The 22,544-nt window shown below is 73.7% G+C and carries 11 protein-coding genes and 1 pseudogene; 8 read left to right on the top strand and 4 right to left on the bottom strand.

Translation table 11 applies throughout. The annotated features are described in order from the left end of the window. Positions 1-18: 18 nt before the first annotated feature. From AB0F56_RS09620 to AB0F56_RS09605, 4 genes are all read left to right on the top strand, one after another. Positions 19-5,082 carry a type I polyketide synthase gene (locus AB0F56_RS09620; RefSeq protein ID WP_362006219.1) on the top strand — a complete coding sequence of 1,688 codons (5,064 nt, stop codon included), beginning with the start codon at positions 19-21 and terminating at the stop codon, positions 5,080-5,082. A 112-nt stretch (positions 5,083-5,194) separates the two neighbouring features. Next, on the top strand, positions 5,195-10,798 hold the full coding sequence (locus AB0F56_RS09615) for a type I polyketide synthase (RefSeq protein WP_362006217.1): 5,604 nt from the start codon (positions 5,195-5,197) through the stop codon (positions 10,796-10,798). After that, complete coding sequence (locus AB0F56_RS09610) at positions 10,795-12,318, top strand: FAD-dependent monooxygenase (RefSeq protein WP_362006214.1); 1,524 nt, start codon at positions 10,795-10,797, stop codon at positions 12,316-12,318. Before AB0F56_RS09615 ends, AB0F56_RS09610 begins: the two co-directional genes overlap by 4 nt. Positions 12,319-12,344: 26 nt before the next feature. After that, complete coding sequence (locus tag AB0F56_RS09605) at positions 12,345-13,895, top strand: acyl-CoA carboxylase subunit beta (protein WP_362006213.1); 1,551 nt, start codon at positions 12,345-12,347, stop codon at positions 13,893-13,895. A gap of 82 nt (positions 13,896-13,977) precedes the next feature. Here AB0F56_RS09605 and AB0F56_RS09600 read toward each other — a convergent pair whose 3' ends face one another. Together AB0F56_RS09600 and AB0F56_RS09595 are read right to left on the bottom strand one after the other, a co-directional pair. After that, the gene (locus AB0F56_RS09600; protein WP_362006210.1) at positions 13,978-14,385 is read right to left on the bottom strand and encodes a DUF427 domain-containing protein; all 408 of its coding nucleotides are present in this window, start codon (positions 14,383-14,385) and stop codon (positions 13,978-13,980) included. Positions 14,386-14,404: 19 nt separating this feature from the next. After that, complete coding sequence (locus tag AB0F56_RS09595) at positions 14,405-15,286, bottom strand: aldo/keto reductase (RefSeq protein ID WP_362006208.1); 882 nt, start codon at positions 15,284-15,286, stop codon at positions 14,405-14,407. 98 nt (positions 15,287-15,384) lie between these two features. Here AB0F56_RS09595 and AB0F56_RS09590 point away from each other — a divergent pair, with 98 nt between their 5' ends. Beyond that, on the top strand, positions 15,385-16,125 hold the full coding sequence (locus AB0F56_RS09590) for a TetR/AcrR family transcriptional regulator (protein ID WP_362006206.1): 741 nt from the start codon (positions 15,385-15,387) through the stop codon (positions 16,123-16,125). A gap of 65 nt (positions 16,126-16,190) precedes the next feature. Here AB0F56_RS09590 and AB0F56_RS09585 read toward each other — a convergent pair whose 3' ends face one another. Both AB0F56_RS09585 and AB0F56_RS09580 read right to left on the bottom strand, forming a co-directional pair. After that, on the bottom strand, positions 16,191-17,915 hold the full coding sequence (locus tag AB0F56_RS09585; RefSeq protein WP_362006205.1) for an acyl-CoA dehydrogenase family protein: 1,725 nt from the start codon (positions 17,913-17,915) through the stop codon (positions 16,191-16,193). Then, positions 17,915-19,171, bottom strand: a complete 1,257-nt coding sequence (locus tag AB0F56_RS09580; protein WP_362006202.1) for a cytochrome P450 — start codon at positions 19,169-19,171, stop codon at positions 17,915-17,917. Before AB0F56_RS09580 ends, AB0F56_RS09585 begins: the two co-directional genes overlap by 1 nt. Positions 19,172-19,405: 234 nt before the next feature. Between AB0F56_RS09580 and AB0F56_RS09575 the strand changes: the two genes are divergently transcribed. The 3 genes and pseudogenes from AB0F56_RS09575 to AB0F56_RS09565 form a co-directional block, all read left to right on the top strand. Beyond that, positions 19,406-20,692, top strand: coding sequence for a cytochrome P450 (locus AB0F56_RS09575; RefSeq protein ID WP_362006200.1), 1,287 nt, complete (start codon positions 19,406-19,408; stop codon positions 20,690-20,692). A gap of 274 nt (positions 20,693-20,966) precedes the next feature. Beyond that, on the top strand, positions 20,967-22,367 hold the full coding sequence (locus AB0F56_RS09570; protein WP_362006197.1) for an MFS transporter: 1,401 nt from the start codon (positions 20,967-20,969) through the stop codon (positions 22,365-22,367). Between the two features lie 83 nt (positions 22,368-22,450). Further along, positions 22,451-22,544 (top strand): annotated as a pseudogene (locus tag AB0F56_RS09565) (transcription antitermination factor NusB); the annotation flags it as partial.

Here is a 22,544-nt window from a genome sequence, read left to right as displayed (position 1 = left end):
TCCGAACGGGAGAGAATCATGACGAACACGGCGCCAGACGAACTCGTCGCCGCCCTCCGCGACTCGCTCAAGGAGAACGCCAGGCTCCGTAAGGAGCACCGGCAGCTGACCGACGCGGCCCAGGAACCCATCGCCATCGTGGGGATGGGGTGCCGGTATCCGGGTGGGGTGGCGTCGCCCGAGGATCTGTGGCGGTTGGTGGAGTCGGGTCGGGACGCGGTTTCTGGTTTTCCGGTGGATCGTGGGTGGGATCTGGAGGAGTTGTACGACCCGGAGGCGGAGCGTCCGGGGACGTCGTATGCGCGTGAGGGTGGCTTCCTGCATGAGGCGGCCGAGTTCGACGCCGAGTTCTTCGGTATTTCGCCGCGTGAGGCGCTCGCGATGGATCCGCAGCAGCGGTTGTTCCTCGAAGTCTCGTGGGAGGCCCTGGAGCGGGCCGGGATCGACCCCGCCGATCTGCAGGGCAGTACCACCGGTGTCTACGCCGGGCAGATGTACTACGACTACGGTCCGCCCCTCCACGACCTGGTGGAGGGCGTCGAGGGCTACCGGCTGACCGGAGGGCTGGCCAGCGTGCTGTCCGGCCGGATCGCGTACTCGTTCGGTCTTGAGGGGCCGGCGGTGACGGTGGACACGGCGTGCTCGTCGTCGCTGGTGACGTTGCACATGGCGGTGCAGGCGTTGCGTCAGGGGGACTGCTCTTTGGCGTTGGTGGGTGGGGTGACGGTGATGGCCTCGCCCGGGACTTTCGTGGAGTTCAGCCGCCAGAAGGGGTTGTCGGCGGACGGGCGGTGCAAGGCGTTCGCGGCGTCGGCGGATGGCACGGGCTGGGCCGAGGGTGTGGGTGTGCTCGTGGTCGAGCGGCTCTCGGATGCCGTACGCAACGGGCGCAAGATCCTCGCGGTGGTGCGGGGTACGGCGGTGAACCAGGACGGTGCTTCGAACGGGCTGACCGCTCCCAACGGTCCGTCCCAGCAGCGGGTGATCCGCCGGGCGCTCGCCGAGGCCGGGCTCGCGCCACGTGATGTGGATGCGGTGGAAGGGCACGGGACCGGGACCCGGCTGGGGGATCCCATCGAGGCTCAGGCGCTCCTCGCGACGTACGGGCAGGACCGGGCAGATGGCGATCCACTGTGGTTGGGCTCGCTCAAGTCCAACATCGGGCATGCGCAGGCTGCTGCCGGTGTCGGTGGTGTGATCAAGATGGTCATGGCGATGCGGCACAAGGTGCTGCCCCGCACGCTCCATGTGGATGAGCCGACGCCTTTCGTGGACTGGGAGTCGGGTGGCGTGGAGCTGCTCACCGAGCAGCGTGCGTGGCCCGAGACCGGTCGGCCCCGGCGTTCGGCGGTGTCGTCGTTCGGGATCAGCGGGACCAACGCGCATGTGGTCCTTGAGCAGGCGCCGGTCGACGTGACGGACGGCGCTCCTGAGGCCCCCGCGCCGCCGCAGCACCCCCTTCCGCTCGTCCTCTCCGCCAAGAGCCCGGGCGCGCTCGCCACGGGAGCACGGCGGTTGCGCGAGCATCTGGCCGAGCACGGGGCCGACCTGGCCGGCGTGGCCGACATCGGCTTCTCGCTCGCCTCCCGCCCGGCCTTCGAGCACCGTGCGGTGGTGCTCGGTGCCGACACGGCGGAGCTGCGCGACGGTCTCCTCGCCCTCGCCGAGGGGCGCCCCGCCCCCGGTCTCGCGTCGGGCGTGGCCGATCGGGTCGGCGGCAAGGTGGCCTGCCTGTTCACCGGGCAGGGCAGCCAGCGGCCGGGCATGGGGCGTGAACTGTACGACGCCCACCCGGTGTTCGCCGAGGCCTTCGACGCGGTGTGCGACGCCGTGGACGGGCTGCTCGAACGTCCGCTGCGCGAGGTCGTGTTCGCCGAGGAAGGCACCGAGACCGCCGACCTCCTGAACAGCACGGCGTTCACCCAGACCGCCCTGTTCGCGCACGAAGTGGCGCTGTTCCGGCTCCTGGAGAGCTGGGGCCTGCGCCCGGACATCCTGATGGGGCATTCGGTCGGCGAGCTGGTCGCCGCTCATGTCGCGGGCGTCCTGTCGCTGGCCGACGCGGCCGCGCTGGTCGCGGCGCGCGGCCGGCTGATGCAGGCGCTCCCGCAGAACGGCGCCATGGTGTCCGTCCTCGCTTCCGAGGCCGAGGTCGCGCCGCTGCTCGTGGGACGGGAGCACGAGGTGACCGTCGCCGCCGTCAACGGGCCGGGGTCCCTGGTGATCTCCGGCGACACGGACGCGGTGCTCGGCATCGCCGAGGAGCTCGGCGCGCGGGGGGTGAAGACCCGTCGGCTCACGGTCAGCCACGCCTTCCACTCGCCCCACATGGACCCGATCCTCGACGAGTTCCGCGCGGTCGCCGGGAAAATGACCTTCTCCGCGCCGACCGTGCCGATCGTCTCCAACGTCACCGGCCGCCTCCTCACGCCGGAGGAGGCGTGCTCCCCGGAGTACTGGGCCGACCACATCAGAGGAGCCGTACGCTTCCACGACGGTCTGCGCACCCTCTGGTCCCAGTCCGTCGCCACCTGCCTGGAACTGGGGCCGGACGCCGTCCTGACGGCCATGGCGCAGGAGGGCCTGGACGCGGAGGCAGCGGCCGAGGTTCCGGTCTCCGCCCCCGTCGCCCCCCTGCTGATCGCCACCCAGCGGCGCGGCCGGCCCCAGGCCCTTACCCTCGCCGAGGCGATGGCGCAGGCCTACACGAGCGGCGCGGTCGAGACGGACTGGCGGGTGCTGTACGCGGGCGCCGACGCCCGGAAGGCCGAGCTGCCCACGTACCCCTTCCAGCACAAGCGGTACTGGCTGGAGCACACCAAGCACACCCCCACCACGCCCGTGGACGGCGGGACCGGCGAAGGCGGCGGCCCGGAGCGGCAGTTCTGGTCCGCCGTGCGGGAGCGGGACCTCGACGGTCTGCGGGACCTGTTCGGCCCGGAGACGGCCGACGCGCTCGCCGGAGTCGTACCGGCCCTTGCCGAGTGGAGCGAGGACAGCGCCCGGCGCTCCGCCGTCGAGAACTGGCGCTACCGCGCCGTCTGGTGGCCCGCGGAGGGTCTCGACGACACCGAACTCACCGGCACCTGGCTGGTCGTCGAGCCCCCGGCTCCCGCCGCCACCGGCCTGGCGGCCGAGATCGCGACCGCCCTGGCCGCGCGGGGCGCCCACCCGGTCCGGGTCGTCGTCGATCCGGCGCGGGCGGACCGGGCGTCCGTCGCCCGGCAGCTCGCCGAAGCCCAAGCCGAAGCCGAAGCCGAGGCGGCGGACGGCACGCCGGTCACGGGCGTCCTGTCCCTGCTCGCCCTCGACACCACCCCGCTCGACGACCACCCGGCCGTCACGCGCGGAACCACCGCCAGCCTGCTCCTGATCCAGGCCTGCGCCGACACCGCCGCTTCCGGCGATGCCGAGGGTGCCGCCGTGCCCCGCCTCTGGCTGCTGACCCAGGGCGCCGTCGGCACCGGCGGCCAGGACCTGACCACCGACCCGGCGCAGGCCCAGGTGTGGGGCCTCGCCCGGACCGCCGCGCTGGAGCACCCGCGGCTGCTGGGCGGGGCCGTCGACCTGCCGGCCGTACCGGGCGCGGACGACCTGCGCCGGCTTGCGGCCGTGCTTGCCGCCCCCGCCGACGAGGACCAGGTCGCGATCAGGCCCGCGGGCACGCTCGTACGGCGCCTGGTGCGCGCCACCGCAGGCCGTCCGGGCGACTCCGCCTGGACGCCCCGCGGCACCGTCCTCGTCACCGAGGGCACCTGGGGCACGGGCGCACGGGTCGCCCGCCGGCTCGCCGAGCTGGGCGCCGAGCACCTCGTGCTCACCCACGCCCCCGGGACCACCGCCCCCGGCGCCGAGGAGACCGTGGCCGAACTCGCCGCCCTGGGTGTCGAGGTGACCGTCGCCCCCTGCGACCTCGACGACCGGGCCGCGGTGGCCGCCCTGCTCGCCGCCGTACCGGCGGAGCGGCCGCTCACCGCCGTCGTCCACGCCGCCGCCGAACTGGGCGCCGCCGCGCTGACCGAGACGGACGCGGCGCGGTTCGCCCGTACGGTGAGCGCCACGGTGGCCGGCGCGGCGCACCTGCACGAGCTGCTGGCCGAGGGCGACGCCGAAGACCTGGACGCCTTCGTCCTGTTCACGTCGGTCGCCGGGGTGTGGGGGAGCGGCGGCCAGGGCGCGTACGGCGCGGCCACCGCCCACCTCGACGCGCTCGCCGACCACCGCCGCGCAGGCGGCCGTAGCGCGACCGCGCTGGCCTGGAGCGTCTGGGCGGACACCGCCGTGTCCGCCGACGCCACGGCCGACCCGGCCGCCGAGCAGGCCCGCCGCGACCAGCTCCGCCGCCTCGGCCTGGCCGAACTCGACCCCGAGCGGGCCCTGGACGCCATGCTGGAGGCCGTCGGCCGGGCGCACGCAGGCCAGGTGGTCGCCGACGTGGACTGGGAGCGGTTCGCCCCGGCCCTCGGTGCCGTGCGGACCAGTCCGCTCCTGCGCGCGCTGCCCGAGGCCGTACAGGCCCTGGAGGAGCCCGCCGCGACCGGTTCCGGGGCCCCCGAGGGCGCGGCCGAGACCCTGCGGGCGTCGCTCGCGGGACGGCCCGCGGCCGAACAGGACCATCTGCTGACCGAGCTGGTCAGGGCCGAGATCGCCGTCGTCCTCGGCCACTCGGGGCCCGAGGCCGTGCCCGCCGGCAAGGCCCTGAAGGACCTCGGGCTCGACTCGATGTCCGCCGTGACCCTGCGGAACCGGCTGGGCGCGGCGAGCGGTCTGCGGCTGCCCGCGACCCTCGTCTTCGACCACCCGACCCCCGCCGCCGTGGCCGCGCTCCTGCGCGCCGAGCTCGCTCCGGAGGAGCCGGGCACGGACATCGAGCAGGAGATCGACCGCCTGGAGGCCCTGCTGGACGAGGTCGCCCCGGACCGGGGCACACGCGACCGGATCGGCACCCGCCTCCAGTCCCTGATCGGCCGCCTCGCCGACCAGGACGCGGAGGCTCCGGCGGCCGGTGTCGCCGAACGCCTCGACGCGGCATCGGACGACGACATCTTCGCCTTCATCGACAGCGAACTCGGCACCGGCTGAGCCTGGTCGGCCCGTCCTGCCCCGACCGCAGCGGGGCCCCGCCGTGCCCGACACCAGCGGCCCCCGCCGCACCCGACATCAGCGCGACCCTTCCCCCCAGAGCGAGGAACGGATGAACGCCACACCTGACGAGAACAAGCTCCGCGACTATCTGAAGCGCGTCACCGTCGAGCTCACCGAGTCCCGCCGCCGCCTCAAGGAGACCGAGGACCGGCGCCACGAGCCCATCGCCGTCGTGGGGATGGCCTGCCGGTTCCCCGGCGGGGTGCGCTCACCGGAGGACCTGTGGCGCGTGGTCGAGAGCGGCGCCGACGCGATCGGCGGCTTCCCGACCGACCGGGGGTGGGACGAGGACCTCTACGACCCCGACCCCGACCGGGTCGGCCGGACCGTCACCACCCGGGGCGGCTTCCTCTACGAGGCCGCCGAGTTCGACGCCGAGTTCTTCGGGATCTCGCCGCGCGAGGCGCTCGCGATGGACCCGCAGCAGCGGCAGTTCCTGGAGGTGTCCTGGGAGGCGTTCGAGCGGGCCGGGATCGACCCGGCCGCGCTGCGCGGCAGCCGTACCGGTGTCTACGCCGGCTGCGTCACCGACGACTACCAGCTCACCCTCCAGCAGGCCCCCGGCGAGATCGAGGGGTACCGGATGACGGGCGCCGCGCGCAGCGTGGTCTCCGGCCGGGTGGCGTACACCCTCGGCCTGGAAGGGCCGGCCGTCACCGTGGACACCGCCTGCTCCTCCTCCCTGGTCGCCCTCGACCTCGCCGTGCAGGCGCTGCGCCGCGACGAGTGCGGTCTCGCGCTCGCCGGCGGCGTGACGATCCTGGCCACGCCCACCGAGTTCGTGAACTTCAGCCGCCAGCGCGGCTTCTCCTCCGACGGCCGGTGCAAGGCCTTCGCCGCGTCCGCGGACGGTACGGGCTGGGCCGAGGGCGTGGGCGTGCTCGTACTGGAGCGGCTGTCGGACGCCGTACGCAACGGGCGGACGATCCTCGCGGTCGTACGCGGCACTGCGGTGAACCAGGACGGCGCGTCGAACGGCCTGACGGCCCCGAACGGACCGTCCCAGCAGCGGGTGATCCGCCGGGCGCTGGCGGAGGCAGGGCTCTCGGCGCGCGATGTGGACGCCGTCGAGGCGCACGGGACCGGGACCCGGCTCGGTGACCCGATCGAGGCGCAGGCACTGCTCGCGACCTACGGGCAGGATCGGGCGGCCGGTGAGCCGCTGTGGCTGGGGTCGCTCAAGTCCAACATCGGCCACACGCTCGCCGCCGCCGGCGTGGGCGGTGTGATCAAGATGGTCATGGCGATGCGGCACGGGGTGCTCCCGCACACCCTGCACGTGGACGAGCCGACGCCTTTCGTTGACTGGGAGTCGGGCGGCGTGGAGCTGCTCACCGAGCAGCGCGGGTGGCCCGAGACCGGCCGGCCCCGCCGCTCGGCCGTCTCCTCGTTCGGCATGAGCGGGACCAACGCGCACGTGGTCCTGGAGCAGGCACCCGCTCGCGAATCCGTGGACGCCGAAGCCCAACCCGCCCCCGAGCAGCCCGTGTTGCCGTTCCTCGTCTCGGGGCGCGGACCCCACGCGCTGCGCGCCCAGGCCGCCCGGCTCGCGTCCCACCTGAAGGCCCGCCCCGACGAGGACCTCGCCGACGTCGCCCACGCGCTCGCCACGACCCGGACCGGCCTCGACCACCGTGCCGTCGTCCTCGGCTCCACCCCGGACACCGTCCTGGCCGGGCTTGCCGGTCTGGCCGAGGGCGAGGCGCGTACGGCGTCCGTCGCGGGCGTGGTCCGGGACCGCGGCCGTACGGTCTTCGTCTTCCCCGGCCAGGGGTCCCAGTGGACCGGCATGGCCGTCGAACTCCTCGACACCTCGCCCGTCTTCGCCGACCGGCTGCGCGCCTGCGCCCGTGCCGTCGGCGCCCATGTCGACTGGGACGTGGAGGACGTGCTCCGCGAGCGGGAGGGCGCCCCTTCCCTCGAACGCATCGAGATCGTCCAGCCCGTGCTGTTCTCGGTCATGGTCTCCCTGGCCGAGCTGTGGCGCTCCCACGGCGTGGAACCGGACGCCGTCGTCGGCCACTCCCAGGGCGAGATCGCCGCGGCGGCCGTGACCGGCGCGCTGACCCTCGACGACGCCGCCCGGCTCATCGTGCTGCGCTCGCAGCTCTTCGCCGACGAACTCGTCGGCCGGGGAGCCGTCGCCTCGGTCGCCCTCTCCCGGGACGAACTGGAGCCGAGGCTCGCGCCGTACGGGGAACGGCTGACCGTCGCGGGCCTCAACAGCCCGCGTCTGGTGACCGTGGCCGGCGAGACGGCGGCGCTGGAGGAGCTGGTCGCCGCGCTCGGCGCCGACGGGGTCCGCGCGCGGATCGTCCCGGCCACCGTCGCCTCGCACAGCCCCCAGGTCGACCGCCTGCGCGAACGCATCGCGGACCTGCTGGAGTTCGTACGGCCCCGGGCCGGGCGCGTCCCGCTCTACTCCACCGTCACCGGCGAGGTGCTCGACGGATCCGAGCTGACCGCCGCCTACTGGTTCGAGAACTGCCGGCGCCCTGTCACCTTCGAACCCGTGCTGCGGCGGCTCTTCGCCGACGGGTTCGACGTCTTCGTCGAGTCCAGCGCCCACCCGGTGCTCACCCTCGGCGTCGAGGAGACCGCCGAGGCCGCCGGGGCCGAACCGCTCGTGTCCGGCACGCTGCGCCGGAACCAGGGCGGCCTGCAGCGCTTCTACACGACCCTCGGCGAACTCCACGTCGGCGGCGTCCCGGTGGACTGGACCCCGGCGTTCGCCGGCCGCACCGGCCGCCGTACCGAACTGCCGACGTACGCCTTCCAGCACCGCCGCTACTGGGTGGAAGGGGCCACCGGGCCGGACACCACCGCCCCCGCCGACGCCCTCGACGCCGCGTTCTGGGCGACCGTCGAACGCGAGGACCTCGAAGCCCTCGCGGCCACCCTCGGCGTCGACGCCGGGCCGCTCGGCGCCGTCCTGCCGGCCCTGGCCTCCTGGCGGCGCGAGAGCCGCGCGGACGCGGACCTGGAGTCGCTGCGCTACCGGGTGACGTGGCACGCCGCCGGCGACCCCCTCACGGCCGGGCCCACCGGACACTGGCTGGTCGCCCTGCCGGCAGGCGCCCCGGACGCCCCGCTGGTCAGGGCCGTCGTCGGCGCTCTGGAGGCGGGCGGGGCCCGCCCCTCCCTCGTCATGGTGGCCGCCGACGACAGCCGTGGGGTGCTCACCGAGCGGCTGCGCGCCGCGACCGCGGGGGACCCGCCCGCCGGGGTGCTGTCCCTGCTCCCGCTGGACAGCACGGCGGACACCGCCCGCCCCGCGTTGCCGAAGGGCCTCGCGGGGACCCTGCTCCTCCTCCAGGCCGTGTCCGACGCGGGTCTCGACCGCCAGGTGTGGTCGGTGACCCGGGGCGCCGTCGCGGTCGGCGCCGCCGACCGGGTCGACGAGCCCGCGCAGGCCGAGGTGTGGGGCCTCGGCGAGGTCGCCCGGCTCGAAGTGCCCCACTTGTGGGCGGGGATCGTCGACCTGCCCGAGGAGCCCACCGGGCGCGACCTGCTCCGGCTCACCGCCGTCCTGGCCGGTTCGGTGGACGAGAGCGGGCTCGCGGTCCGGCCGTACGGGCTCTTCGCCCGCCGCCTCGTCCGCGCCCCGCGCACCCCTTCCCGTACCGCCTCCGGCGTGCCCACGGTCCACGGCACCGTCCTCGTCACGGCAGGCACCAGCGGGCCCGGCGCCCACCTGGCCCGCCGACTCGCCCGGGAAGGAGCCGCCCACCTGCTGCTGACCGCGGACGGCTCCGAGGACGGTACGGCCGAAGGCGAGCTGGTCGCCGCCCTGGAGAGGTCGGGCGCCCGGGTGACCGTCGCGCGGATCGACCCCGCCGACCGCGAGGCACTGGCCGCGCTGCTCGAAGGGCTGCCCGACGACGCGCCGCTGACCGGCGTCTTCCACACCGCCGGGCTGCTGGAGGAGGAGGCCCTCGGCACCCTCACCACCGACCGTCTCGAGACCGTCCTGCGCACCAGGACCCTCGGCGCCCGTCACCTGCACGAACTGACCCGGCAGCGGGAGCTCGCCGCCTTCGTGCTGTTCTCCTCCGTCTCCGCCGTCCTCGGCGCGGGCCTCGGCCTCGCCGGGCACGCCGCCGCCAACGCCTACCTCGACGCGCTGGCCGAACAGCGCCGCGCCGACGGGCTGCCCGCGACCTCGCTGGCCTGGGGCGTGTGGGACGAGGAGCCCGCCGAGCCGGAGGCGGCGGCCGAGGCGGCGACACGGCGCGAGCGCCTGACGCGGCGCGGCCTGCCGCCGCTCGCCCCGCGGCGCGCCCTCGCCGCGCTGCGCCGGGCCCTCGACGCGGACACGCCCACCCAGGTCCTCGCCGACATCGACTGGGACACCTATCTGAGGGTGCTGGTGGCCGGGCGGCACGAACCGTTCCTCGGCCTCGTCCCCGAGGTCGCGCGCGCCGCGGGCCAGGGCGCGGGTGGCCGCGACCGGGCCGCCGCGGAGCTCGCGAAGCTCCAGGGGGCGAGCCCGGCCGAGCGCCACGCGCTGCTGCTCGGCCTGGTGCGCGCCGAGATCGCGGAACTCCTCGGGCACGACACCCCGGAGGCCGTGGAGGCCCGCCGCGACTTCCTCGAACTCGGCATGGACTCGGTGGGCGCCGTGGCGCTCCGTACCCGCCTGGAGAAGGTCCTGGGGACCAAGCTGCCCGCCCGCCTCGTCCTCGACCACCGCACACCCGACAGCCTCGCGTCCTTCCTGTCCGACGCGTTCGCTCCGGGAACCGGTGAGGAGGGGGCGGGCGATTCCGTGGAGGATCCGGCGGACGGACTCGCCGCCCGGTACCTGGCGGCCGTCGCCGCCGACGGGCGCGCGGACGCCTTCGCGGGCCCGCTCGCCGAAGCGGTGGCCGCCCGCGCCTCGTTCGAGGAGCCGGGGCCCGACGACATCCCGGAGTCGGTGCTGATCACCTCCGGCGGCCGCGGGCCCGTCCTGATCTGCCTGCCCACCGTGCTCGCCACCTCGGGGCCGCACCAGTTCGCCCGCTTCGCGGCGGGCCTCGGCGGCGAGCAGGAGGTCGCGGCGCTGAGCCTGACCGGCTTCGCCGGCGGGCAGCGGCTGCCCGCGTCCCTCGACGCGCTCACCGCCGCCCTCGCCGAGGCGGTGCGCCGCCGCGCCGACGGGGCCCCCTTCGCGCTCGCCGGCTACTCGTCCGGCGGCGTCCTCGCCCACGCGGTCACGGCCCTCCTGGAGGCGGACGGCGTGCTGCCCGAGGCCCTGGTGCTGCTCGACACGTACGTCCCCGGCAGCGACGAACTCACCGCTGTCGGACCGGCGCTGATGCGGGGCATGGCCCAGCGGCTCGCCGAGTTCGAGCCGCTCGGCTCCGAGCGGGTCACCGCCATGGCCGCCCACCTGGACCTCCTCGCCGACTGGCGGCCCGCCGACGTCAAGGCCCCGGTCCTCCTCGTCCGCCCGGACCGCCCCGTACCCGGGGATGTCCTCCCGGCCGAGGACGCCTGGCGGTCCGTCTGGCCGGGGCGGCACGAGGCCGTCACGGTCCCCGGCGACCACTTCTCGCTCATCGAGGAGGACGCCGTCACCACCGCGCACGCCGTCCGCACCTGGTGGGACCGCACGGTCCCCGGCGGCGCCGCGCCCGCCCCCGACTCGGCGAAGGAGCCGTCCGCATGACCGACAAGGACCTGACCGAGCAGGACGGCTCACAACAGGAAGAGCCGCGCCCGCGCCGCACCCCCGTCCTGGTCGTGGGCGCAGGACCGGTGGGCCTCGCCGTCGCCTGCGCCCTGTGGCAGCGCGGTGTCCCGGCCCGGATCGTCGAGGCCCAGGCGGACCCGCACCAGGGCTCCCGCGCCGTGCAGCTCCACCCCCCGACGCTCCGCGTCTTCCAGGAGCTCGGCATCCTCGACGAGGCCGAGCGGCTCGGCCTGAAGATCCGTACGACCAGCTACCACCTGGCCGGCGGCCGCACCCTGCGGGTCGCGCTAGGCGCCGAGAACGAGCCGCTGATGCTCCCTCAGCAGGACACCAGCCGCCTCCTGGAGGAGGCCCTGCTCCGGGCGGGCGGCCGGGTGGAGCGCTCCGTGCGGGTCACGTCCGTGGCCCTCGCGGACGACGGCGTCACGGTGAAGGCCGAGGGGCCGCGGGGCACGGAGGTCATCGAGGCCGACTGGCTCGTCGCCGCCGACGGCGTCCGCAGCACCGTCCGGGAGCTGCTCGGCGTCGACTTCGACGGTTCGCCGGTCGCCACCGGCTTCCTGCTCGCCGAGGGCCGCATCGACGGTGCCTTCGAGCGGGACGCGGTCCACTACTTCCTGGGCCGTACGGGCTCGGTGGTCTTCGCCGGGATGCCCGGTGACCGGATCAGGGTCTCCGGCGCGGTCCCCGACGACCACCCGACGACGCCCGAGGGCGTCCAGCGGCTGCTCGACGAGCGCGGCCCGGGCGGCATCACCATCGAGGACCTCGACATGGTCGGCCGGTTCACCAGCCAGGAGCGGATCGCCGCCGCCCTGCGCAAGGGCCGCTGCCTGCTCGCGGGGGACGCGGCCCACACCCACTCCCCGCTGGGCGGGCAGGGCCTCAACCTCGGTATCCAGGACGCGCACAACCTCGCCTGGAAGCTGGCCGGCGTGTGCACCGGGGCGCTGCACGCGCGCGTGCTCGACTCGTACGAGGTGGAGCGGCGGGGGGCTGCCGAGCAGATCGTCCGGATCACGCACCGGTTCCTGAAGGTCTTCATGCTCGGCCCGTTCGCGGCCCGGGTGCGCAACACGGTGTGGAGCTCCCTTGAGGCGACCGGCGTGCTCCGCCGCTGGTTCGTCCCGCTCCTCGCGGGCTGGCGCATCCACTACCCCGACACCCTGTCCGAGGCCCCGACGGGCGCCGCCCGGTCCGGGCGGCCGCGCGGGCTGCCCGCCCCCGGCCGGCGGGCGCCGCACTGGGTGCCGGCGGAGCAGGAGGCCGGTCCCGCCGGGTTCCGGCTCGTGACCACGGGGCCCGCGGGCGGCACCGTCGCCCTGCGGGGCCGGGCGTGGGCGGAGCGGGCTCCGCTGCCGGTCGGGCACGTCCATGTGCCCCGGCGCCCCGCCGGTTTCGTGCTCGTACGGCCCGACGGCTATGTCGCGGCCGCCGGTGGCACGCCCGCCGAACTCGCCGATGCCGGCCGCCTGCTGGCCCGTATCGCGCGCTGACCCGACGAGGACAAAGGAGTCCAGCCATGCCGGCCACAGACCGCCTGGCGGAACTGATCGAGCTGAAGTCGCGGGTGCGTCAGGGGACGGACCCGACGGCCACCGCGCGCCAGCACGCCCGGGGCAAGCTCACCGTGTACGAGAGGATCGAACTGCTCCTGGACGAGGGCTCGTTCCAGGAGATCGAACCGCTGCGGCGGCACCGTTCGTCCGGCTTCGGCATGGAGCGGCGCCGCCCCCACTCCGACGGGGTGGTCACCGGATGGGGCACGGTCCACGGGCGGACCGTCTTCGTGTACGCCCACGACTTCCGGATCTTCGGCGGTGCCCTGGGCGAGGCGCACGCCGCCAAGATCCACAAGCTGATGGACCTCGCCGCTGACACCGGCGCGCCGCTGGTCTCGCTCAACGACGGCGCGGGCGCCCGGATCCAGGAAGGGGTCACCGCGCTCGCGGGCTACGGCGGGATCTTCCGCCGCAACACCCGCAACTCCGGGGTGATCCCGCAGATCAGCGTGATGCTGGGGCCGTGCGCGGGCGGGGCGGCGTACTCGCCCGCGCTCACCGACTTCGTCTTCATGGTCCGGGAGACCTCGCAGATGTTCATCACCGGGCCCGACGTCGTCCAGGCGGTGACGGGCGAGCAGGTGTCCATGGACGGTCTCGGCGGCGCGGACGTCCACGCGGGCGTGTCGGGCGTCGCCGGTTTCGTCTACGACGACGAGGAGTCCTGTCTGGAGGAGGTCCGCTTCCTGCTCTCCCTGCTGCCGCAGAACAACCGCGAGATGCCGCCGGCGGAGATGTGCGACGACCCGGCCGACCGGCCGAACGACGCCCTGCTCGATCTGGTGCCGGACGACCCCCACCAGGCGTACGACATGCGGGCGGTGATCGAGGAGCTCGTCGACGACGGGCAGTTCTTCGAGATCCACGAGGGGTGGGCGACGAACATCGTCTGCGCGCTGACCCGGCTCGACGGCCGGGTGGTGGGCATCGTCGCCAACCAGCCGTCCGCCGCGGCCGGGGTCCTCGACATCCACGCCTCGGAGAAGGCGGCCCGGTTCGTCTCCCTCTGCGACGCGTTCAACATCCCGCTGGTCACCCTGGTCGACGTGCCCGGCTTCCTGCCGGGCGTCGACCAGGAGCACAACGGCATCATCCGGCACGGCGCCAAGCTGCTGTACGCGTACTGCAACGCGACCGTGCCGCGCATCCAGCTGATCCTGCGCAAGGCCTACGGCGGCGCGTACATCGTGATGGACTCCCGCTCGATCGGCGCGGACCTCTCGCTGGCCTGGCCGGGCAACGAGATCGCCGTGATGGGCGCGGAGGGCGCGGCGAACGTGATCTTCCGGCGCGAGATCGCGGACGCGGACGATCCGGACGAGGTGCGCGCCCAGAAGATCAAGGAGTACAAGGCCGAGCTGATGCACCCGTACTACGCGGCCGAACGCGGCCTGGTCGACGATGTGATCGACCCGCGCGACACCCGCCTCGTGCTGATCAGGGCCCTGGACATGCTGAGTTCGAAGCACGCCGACCTGCCGTCCCGGAAGCACGGCAACCCGCCGGCCTGAAGCCGGCGGGTCACCCGAGGCAGCCACGGGCCGCCCGCGCGCGTACGCGGGCGGCCCGTGGCGTTCGCACCGTTCAGAGCGTTCAGACCGCCGGTGACTCCGGCGCCGGGCCGGTCACGTCGACCTCGGCGACGGTGTCGTAGAACGACAGGTACCCCTTGATCTCGGGGACGGCGTCGATCGGGTCGAGGTACGACCACGCCACGTCCGGGTGGGCCGGCGTCGCGGCCGGGTCGTCACCGCGGTACGACCAGTAGGCGGCCTCGCCCTTGTAGGGGCAGGTGGTCCGGGTCTCCGAGGGGTCGAAGAGCGTCAGCTCGACGTCCTCGGGCGGGAGGTAGTAGCGCACGGGCAGACCGGTCTCGTGGACGAGGACGGGCCGGTCGGACGTGGCGACCGTACGGCCGTCGATCACCACCCGTACGGTCTGGGACGCGTGGACGGCCACGACGCGGTGGCCGTGGTCGGTGTCGTGTGCGGTGTGCGGCATCCGGGCTCCTCTCCTGCCGTCAGCCGACGGCGGTCATGGACGTGTAGTCCTGCTCGGAGAGGCGGATCGCCGCGCTCGCCATGTTCTCCTCCAGGTGCGCCACCGAGGACGTGCCGGGGATCGGGAGCAGGACGGGGGAGTGGCGCAGCAGCCAGGCGAGCGCGAGCTGGGCGGGGGTGGCGCCGTCCGCCCCGCCGACGGTCGTCCCGTCCCCGGCCGCCGGGGCGTTGTCGGGGGTGGCCAGCTGTCCCATGGCGAGCGGGAACCAGGCGATGAACGCCAGGCCGTGGAGCTCGGCGTGGCGCAGGACGTCCTCGTACTTGCGCTCGGCGAGGTTGTAGAGGTTCTGCACGGAGGCGATCGGGGTGACCGTCCGCGCCTTCTCCAGCTCCTCCACCGTGACCTCGGAGAGGCCGATGTGCCGGATCTTGCCCTCGTTGCGGAGCTCGGCCAGCTCGCCGACCTGGTCCTCCAGGGGGACGGCCGGGTCGATCCGGTGGAGCTGGAGCAGAGGTATGGAGTCCAGGCCGAGGTGGCGGAGGTTGAGCTCGACCTGCTGGCGCAGGTACTCGGGGCGCCCGATCGGACGCCAGTCGTCGGGTCCGGGGCGGGCGAGGCCGACCTTGGTGGCGATCACCAGGTCGTCCGGGTAGGGGTGCAGGGCCTTCTTGATGAGGAGGTCGCTGGTGTACGGGCCGTAGGCGTCGGCGGTGTCGATGAAGTTCACGCCGAGCTCCACCGCCCGCCGGAGCACCCGGACCGCCTCAGCGGGGTCGGCCGGGTCGCCCCAGATGCCCGGTCCGGTGAGCCGCATGGCGCCGTAGCCGAGCCGGTTGACGCTGAGGTCGCCCCCGATACGGAGGGTGCCGCCCGCCGGGGGCCGCGAGGTGGGCTGAGTCATGTACACAGTGTTCATCAATTGCACTCTGCGAGTCAATTGCACTCCGTGAAGGAACCGGGGAGCGGTATTTATGTTTCAACACTGCTAAGATGCCGAGCATGGGACAGGTGACTCAAAGCCGGAGGATGCGCCTGCGCGAGGCGACGACCGCGGAGATCAAGGCGACCGCCCTGGAGCACATGGCCACCAGCGGTACGGCGGCGATCTCGTTGCGGGCCATCGCCCGTGACATGGGGATGACGGCCGGTGCCATCTACAGCTACTTCGACACCCGGGACAATCTCGTCAGCGTCCTGATCGCGGATGTGTACGGCCGCTTGGCCGACACCCTCGAAGCCGCCATCGCGGAGACCCCCAAGGGGGACGCGACCGCGCAGGTGCTCGCGTTCGGGCAGGCCTACCGCAACTGGGCGGTCGGCAACCCGGAGGAGTTCCGGCTGGTGTACGGCGACGCCGTGCCCGACTACCAGCCCCCGGAGGGCGGCGCGGCCGCCGAGGCGGAGCACCGCTCGTGCGCCGTCCTCACCGGCATCGTCGCGGCCGCCTGGCCCAAGGCGCAGCACCTCTACATCGGCAGCGACCACACCTGGTCCGACTTCGACCCGGAGTTCGGCGACCTGATCCGCCGCTCCTTCCCCGACCTGCCGCCGGCCGCCGTCGCGCTCTCGCTGCGCGTCTGGGGCCGGATGCACGGCCTGGTCTCCCTGGAGGTCTACGGCCACCTGGCTCCCCAGGTCCGCGACCCCGAGAAGCTCTACCGCGCCGAGCTCGTCGACCTCTCCAAGTCCCTCGGACACGTGCCGACGGGCGAACTGGTCGGCGCCGCCCCGCAGGAGTGACGTGACGAAGGCCGGGCCCGGGGTTCGCCCCCGGGCCCGGCCTTTCGCGCGTCTCGGGGTGCGTCTCAGGAGCGGTCGGCGAACCCCGCCAACCAGCGTCTGCCCAGACCCGCGTGGTCCGGCCCCGGACCGGCGGTGAGCCGCCGCCACAGGCCGGCGAGCCGGTGCCCGGCCTCGACGCAGTACACCTCCGCGAGCGTCCCCGCCTCCTGGCCCCCGTCACCGGCGTGCGCCCTCGCGAGCACCGCGTACGAGGCGAACAGCTCCGCCCCGATGCGGCCGAGCAGGATCAGCGTGTGCTCCTTCTCGAAGAGCTCCTCCTGCCGCGGGTGGGCCGCGACCAGCTCCCGGCAGGTCGCGTGGAACCGCGCCACCTGCTCCCGTACGGCCGCCAGATGGACCCGGTTCGCAGCGCTCAGCCCCGCCCCGCCGGCGACGTCACCCGCGACGGCGGCCTGCTCGGCGCCGTCCGTCGCGTAGTACCCGGCCAACAGTCGCCGCCCGGCCTGGGCGTCCAGCTGGAAGTCCACGTTCCCGGCGATGCGCAGCCCTCGGGCGTCGCGCATCCGGCGCTCCAGCGGGACCGGGGGCGCTCCCCGGCGGAGCTTGCTCGGCAGGGTCTCGACGCCCTCCGCCCCGTACAGGGAAACGGTCCGGTCGACGATCCGCCAGGCGGTGCGCACGGCCAGGTTCTTGGCGGTGAGCCGCTCGAACCAGCGGTCCTCGGCGCCGGGGCCGATCAGCCCCCAGCGGATCACGCTGTCCACGGCGTGCACCTCGGCGAGGGTGTCCGCGACGAGCCGCTGGATCGCGTCGTACGCGATCAGGGGACGGCCGTTGACGCTGCGCCGGGCGAGGAACTCCGCGGACCAGCGGCGGCAGAGCCGGGCGATGGCGAGGGCCGGGGCGGCGGTGAAGTACAGCTGGCCGTCGAGGAGGACGTCGGCCATCCGCTCGGAGAACCGCGGGTCCTCGGGCGCGTGGCGCAGGACGTGCTCCGCCGGCACCTCCACCCCGTCCAGGCGCAGCGCCCCGTTGGGCAGGCCGCGGCTGCCGGCGAACTCGATGGACGACGTGACCTCGAAGCCGGCGGCGGAGGTGTCCACGAAGCAGACGCACAGCCTCCGCCCCTCCGGCGTGTGCTCGGTCGCGGCGACCGCCAGCAGGTCGGCCACCGGGCCGTGCCCGGTGAACACCTTCTCCCCGTGCAGGACATAGGCCGTGCCGTCGGCGGACCGGGTGGCCGTGGTGCCGGGCCAGGCGTTGTTCTGCCCGGCGGGCTCGGTCAGGGCGAAGCCCGAGACCGCGCCGCCGGCGAGCCGCTCGGTGAGGTGGTCGCGCAGCGGGCCCTCGGGCAGCGCCGGCAGCAGCGCGGGGGCGCCGACCCCGGCCTGGACGGCGAGCATCTGCCCGGCGGGCATGCAGAGTCCGGCGGCGTGCTCGACGGCGCGGAAGGTGTTGTACGGGGAGAGGCCCAGGCCGTCGGCCTCCGCTCCCAGGCGCAGCTTCAGGAAGCCGCTCGCCCGCAGGTCGTCGAGGAAGCCGTCGGGGAGCGCCCCGGTCAGATCGACGTCGTCCGGGTCGAGGCGGGCGCGGAGGAACGCGTCGAGTCGGGCCGTGGTCGCCTTGCCCGCGGCCCGGTCCGCCGGGTCCTGCTCGGGGAAGGCGGGCGGCTCGTGGCCGAGCCGCCCGGACTCCAGGGCCGTGGCGAACCCGGCGGCGAAGCCGGCCGTGGGCGGCGCGGTGACGTCGGGGGCGGCAGACGCGGTGACGTCGGGGGCGGCGGTCATCACACCCCCTGCGCGGGCACGAGTTCCACGGGTACGTCGAGCAGCACCGTGTGCTTGTTGTTGGGCGCCCAGGTCTCCGGCCCGGCGGGGCGGATCTCCTCGACCCGGTCGAGCAGCGCCTCCAGCGCGAGGCGGATCTCCAGGCGGCCGAAGGCGTCGCCGAGGCAGTAGTGGACGCCGTGGCCGAAGGACAGATGCGGGTTGGGGTCGCGCCGGACGTCGAACCGGTCCGGGTCGGGGAAGACCGTCTCGTCGCGGTTGGCGGAGGGCCACCACAGGGTCACCTTGTCACCGGCGCGCAGCCGCCGGCCGTGCAGCTCCACGTCCTCGGTGAGGGTGCGCCGGTTGTAGGGGTTCGCCGGCAGCCAGCGGAGCACCTCCTCGACCGCGGTCGGCAACAGGGCCCGGTCCTTGCGCAGTTCCCGCCACTGGTCGGGGTGGTGGGCGAAGGCGAGCAGGCCGCCGGCGATCGTGTTGCGCGGCTGCTCGAAGCCGCTGACGAGCAGGACGCTGGCGTTGGTCTCCCGCTCCATCTCGGTGAGTGCCGGCTGGCCGCTGTCGGCGGGCAGTTCGCCGTTCGCGAGCACGGAACCCAGATCGTCCGCGGGCCGCTCTCTCTTGTGTTCGAGGAGCGAGGTGAAATAGGCGCGCAGATTCTGGTAGACGGCCCGGGACGCGTCGTCCACCCGTCCGGTCCTGCGGTGGGTGAATCCGAGGACGGCGTGCACCCATTCCGTGAGGGTCGGCCAGTCCTCGCGCGGAATGCCGAGGAGCAGCGCCACCGAGCGCAGCGCGAAGGGTTCGGTGAACTCGTCGACGAGGTTCACCCGGCCCCGGGAGATCGCCTCGTCGGCCAGGGCGGCGGCGGTGGCTCGGAGTTCGGGCTCCAGCTCCGTCACGGCGGTGGCCAGGGCCGGGCCGAGCAGGTGCTTGAACACGTCGTGCCGCGGGTTGTCCATCATGGCGAGCACGCTGCCGGTGAGGCCGCCGCCGAAGGGCAGGTCCTCCAGGTGGGAGCCGCCGCCGGCGCGGCCGCCGCCGCCCTGGGACGAGAAGACCGGGTCCACCGAGGCCGCCGCGATGTCCGCGTGCCGGGTCAGCACCCAGAAGCTCTCGCCGTCCGGGAGGGTGCCGGCGGGGTGGCGGAGCACGGGGGCCTCCCGGCGGAGCCTGGCGAACAGCTCGTACGGAATCCCGCGGGCGAATCCGGCATGGTCCGTGAGGTCGAATCCGTCGAGGATCTCAGGGAATTCCATGGAACTCTTCCGGTCGCTGCTATTACTCATCCGAACCTCGTGTAGGTGAGTTTTCGGTGCGATACTCTGCAATTTCCCTCGGAAAATTAGTGGTCTCCGCCCCCTAGTGCCAACCCCAGATTTTGTGGGGTACCCCTGTATGTCGTGGCGTGGTGAGAGGGGTTGGCCCTAGGGGGAGGTCGCAAGTAATTTCCGCTCCCAGCAGACGGTCCTCAATCTAGTGGGATGTGGAAAATGACCGAGGCGTCGACCGCGAAAATCCCGGATGTCATCACGTACGACCCCGAAGCCGCTCGGCGGGCGCTTCCCTTCGACCCGTTCGACACCGATTTCCATGCCGACCCGTTTCCGTACCACCGGAAGACCAGGGAGGAGTCCGGCCGGGCCTTCCGTACACCGGGCGGGATCGTGGCCGTGTACGGCTACGAGGAGGCCGCGGCGGTCATGAAGGACCCCCGGTTCGGCTGGGGGGTCAACCCGATGGTGGCCGACCAGTTCGTGGAGAACCCCGCGAGCGGGGAGTCCGGCCGCATCCTCATGTTCATGGACCCGCCGGACCACACCCGCATCCGCGGCCTGGTGTCCAAGGCGTTCACGCCGAAGATGATCGCCGACCTGCGTCCCAAGGCGGCGCGGTACGCCGAGGAGTTGCTGGACCAGGCGTTCGCGGAGAGCCCCGACGGGCGCGTCGACCTCCAGCAGGTGCTGTCCCGGCCGCTGCCGGCCCGGGTCCTCAGCGACATGATGGACATACCCGAGCACTACCACCCGCTCTTCTTCGCCAACACCATGGAGAGCGGCCGCGGTCTCGACCCCGGCTTCACGCTCACCGACGAGCAGAAGACCGGCCGCAACGGCGCCCGTGACGTCTTCATCAACGCGGGCATCGAGATGGTGGCCGCGCGGCGGGAGGCGCCCGGCGACGACCTCATCAGCGAACTGGCCCGCGCGGAGCAGGAGGGTGACCGGCTCTCCGAGTGGGAGCTGGCCATGCTCCTGATGAACCTGCTGGCCGCCGGATTCGGCGCCACGGCCGCGCTCATCGGCAACCAGGTCTACAACCTGCTCTCCCACCCGGCCCAGTTCGCGTGGCTGCGCGAGAACCCGGACCGGGTCCCGGCGGCCGTCGAGGAGCTGCTGCGCTACGACAGCACGCTGGCGATGGTGACCCGTACCGCCCTGGAGGACGCGGACGTGGCCGGCATCCCGGTGCGGGCCGGCGAGTACGTGGCCGTGATGATGGCCGCCGCCAACCGGGACCCGGCGGCCTTCGACGACCCGGAGCGGCTCGACATCACCCGGGAGCAGACCCGCAACCTGGGCTTCGGGCACGGCATCCACTTCTGTGTCGCGGCGCCGATCGCGCGCATGATCGGGCAGGAGGCGCTCGCCGCCCTGATCCGGCGCGACGTGCGCCTGGACGACAGCAGGCGGGTCGAGCGCTGGCCCGGCATCTCGTTGCGCGTGATCGGTGAACTGCCGGTCGTTCTCGGCCCTGTTGGCGCCCCCGGACCCGTCTGACCTGCCCCGCGGCGCCGCTACGGCGCCCGCTTCCGCTCGATCGCCGGCCCCGGACCGCGCACACGGTCCGGGGCCGGTTCGCGTGCATGCCGGTTCCGCTTGACAGTGAACGCCGTGGCGGTACCATCTCCCATGCGAACTCTGAACACCGCTCAGTAAACGAACGACATGTAGAGAGCGCCTCGCCGTTCTCCTTTTGCAGAAGGGCTCCAATCCAGTGGAAGGTTCCGTTAGCTCGCATCAGCGGTCCGGCCTGAGGCTTGCGCTGCTGGCGTTGGCCCAATTCATCATCGCCGTGGACTACAACATCGTGTTCGTGGCGCTGCCGGACATCGGCCAGGCCCTCGACTTCTCCCCGCAGACCCTCCAGTGGGTCGTCAGCTCCTACGCCGTGGCCTTCGGCGGCTTCCTGCTCTTCGGCGGACGCGCGGCGGACCGGCTCGGCGCCCGCCGGGTCTTCGTCGCGGCGCTTGTCCTCTTCGGCGTCTCGGCCCTGGTCGGCGGTCTCGCCGACTCGGCGGAGGTGCTGGTCGCCGCGCGCGCCGTGCAGGGCCTCGGCGGCGCACTGCTCTTCCCCGCGACGCTCACCCTGGTCGTCACCAGCTTCGAGGAGGGCCCCGCGCGCAACAAGGCGCTCGCCGTCTGGGGGGCCACCGGCAGCGGCGGCCTGGCCGCGGGTGCGCTGCTCGGCGGCGTGCTCACCCAGTGGCTCGGCTGGGAGTGGGTCTTCTTCTTCATGGCCCCGCTGGCCCTCGTCGCGCTCCTCGGCGTGCCCGCCCTGCTCGCCCCCGACGCCCCGCGCACCGGCGCCCGTCAGGGCTTCGACATCCCGGGTGCCCTGGTCGTCACCATCGGCGCCACGCTCGTCGTGTTCGGTCTGGTCAGCGGCCCCGAGTCCGGATGGACCACGCCGCGGGTGCTCGGCTCGCTGATCGTCGGCCTGCTGCTCGTCGCCTCGTTCTTCCTCATCGAGTCCAGGACCAGCGCCCCGCTCGCCCCGCTGCGGATGTTCCGCAACCGCACCCTCGTGACCTCGATGATGGTGGCGTTCCTGCACATGAGCGCCCTGAGCGGCGGCTACTACCTGTTCACCACCTACATCCAGAACATCCTCGACTACAACGCGCTCCAGGCGGGTCTCGCCTTCCTCCCGCTGGGTCTGCTCGCGATGCTCGCCGGTGGCAAGATCGCGGCCGCCATGCTCAACAAGACGGGTCTGCGCGGGACTCTCTCGCTCGGCATGCTCATCTACGCGATCGGCATGGCCGCGATGGCCGCGGGCATGGTCGCCGGCGGGACCTACTGGGCGGTCCTGCCCGGTGTCGCCATCTACGGCTTCGGCGGCGGCCTGGCGTTCACCGCCATCTTCGCGACCGCCGGTTCCGGGGTGGACCCCGCCGAGCAGGGTGTGGCCTCGGCGCTCGCCTCCACCTCCCAGCAGATCGGTGCCGCCGTTGGGCTCGCCGTCATCCTGGTCATCGCCAACTCCGGCCTCGACCTGACCGCGGGCGCTCCGGCCCCGGCGGACGGCGACGTCATCTCCGGCCTGCGGGTGGCCGGCTGGGTCACCGCGGCCGCCGCGTTCCTCGGCGCCGTGGCCGCGCTCAACCTGCGCAAGGCTCCCGCCGCGGCCCCCGCCCCGGCCGAGGAGGTCCCCGAGGTGCGCGTCTCCTGACGCCCACCCCGTCCCGAACTCGGGACCCGCGGCCGGAAATTCCCCCGTACCGGCCGCGGGTCCCGAATCCACGAAACCCCGTGATGCCGGTCGCCGACCGGAACATCGTGCGCCTCGGGGCGTACGAGCTGATCTGGCTGGACGAGACGCCGGACGCCGTGGCGATCGACGAGGCCG

Source organism: Streptomyces sp. NPDC026092 (genome assembly GCF_040638605.1).
Taxonomy (GTDB): domain Bacteria; phylum Actinomycetota; class Actinomycetes; order Streptomycetales; family Streptomycetaceae; genus Streptomyces.
This window is presented reverse-complemented; position numbering and strand designations above follow the sequence as displayed.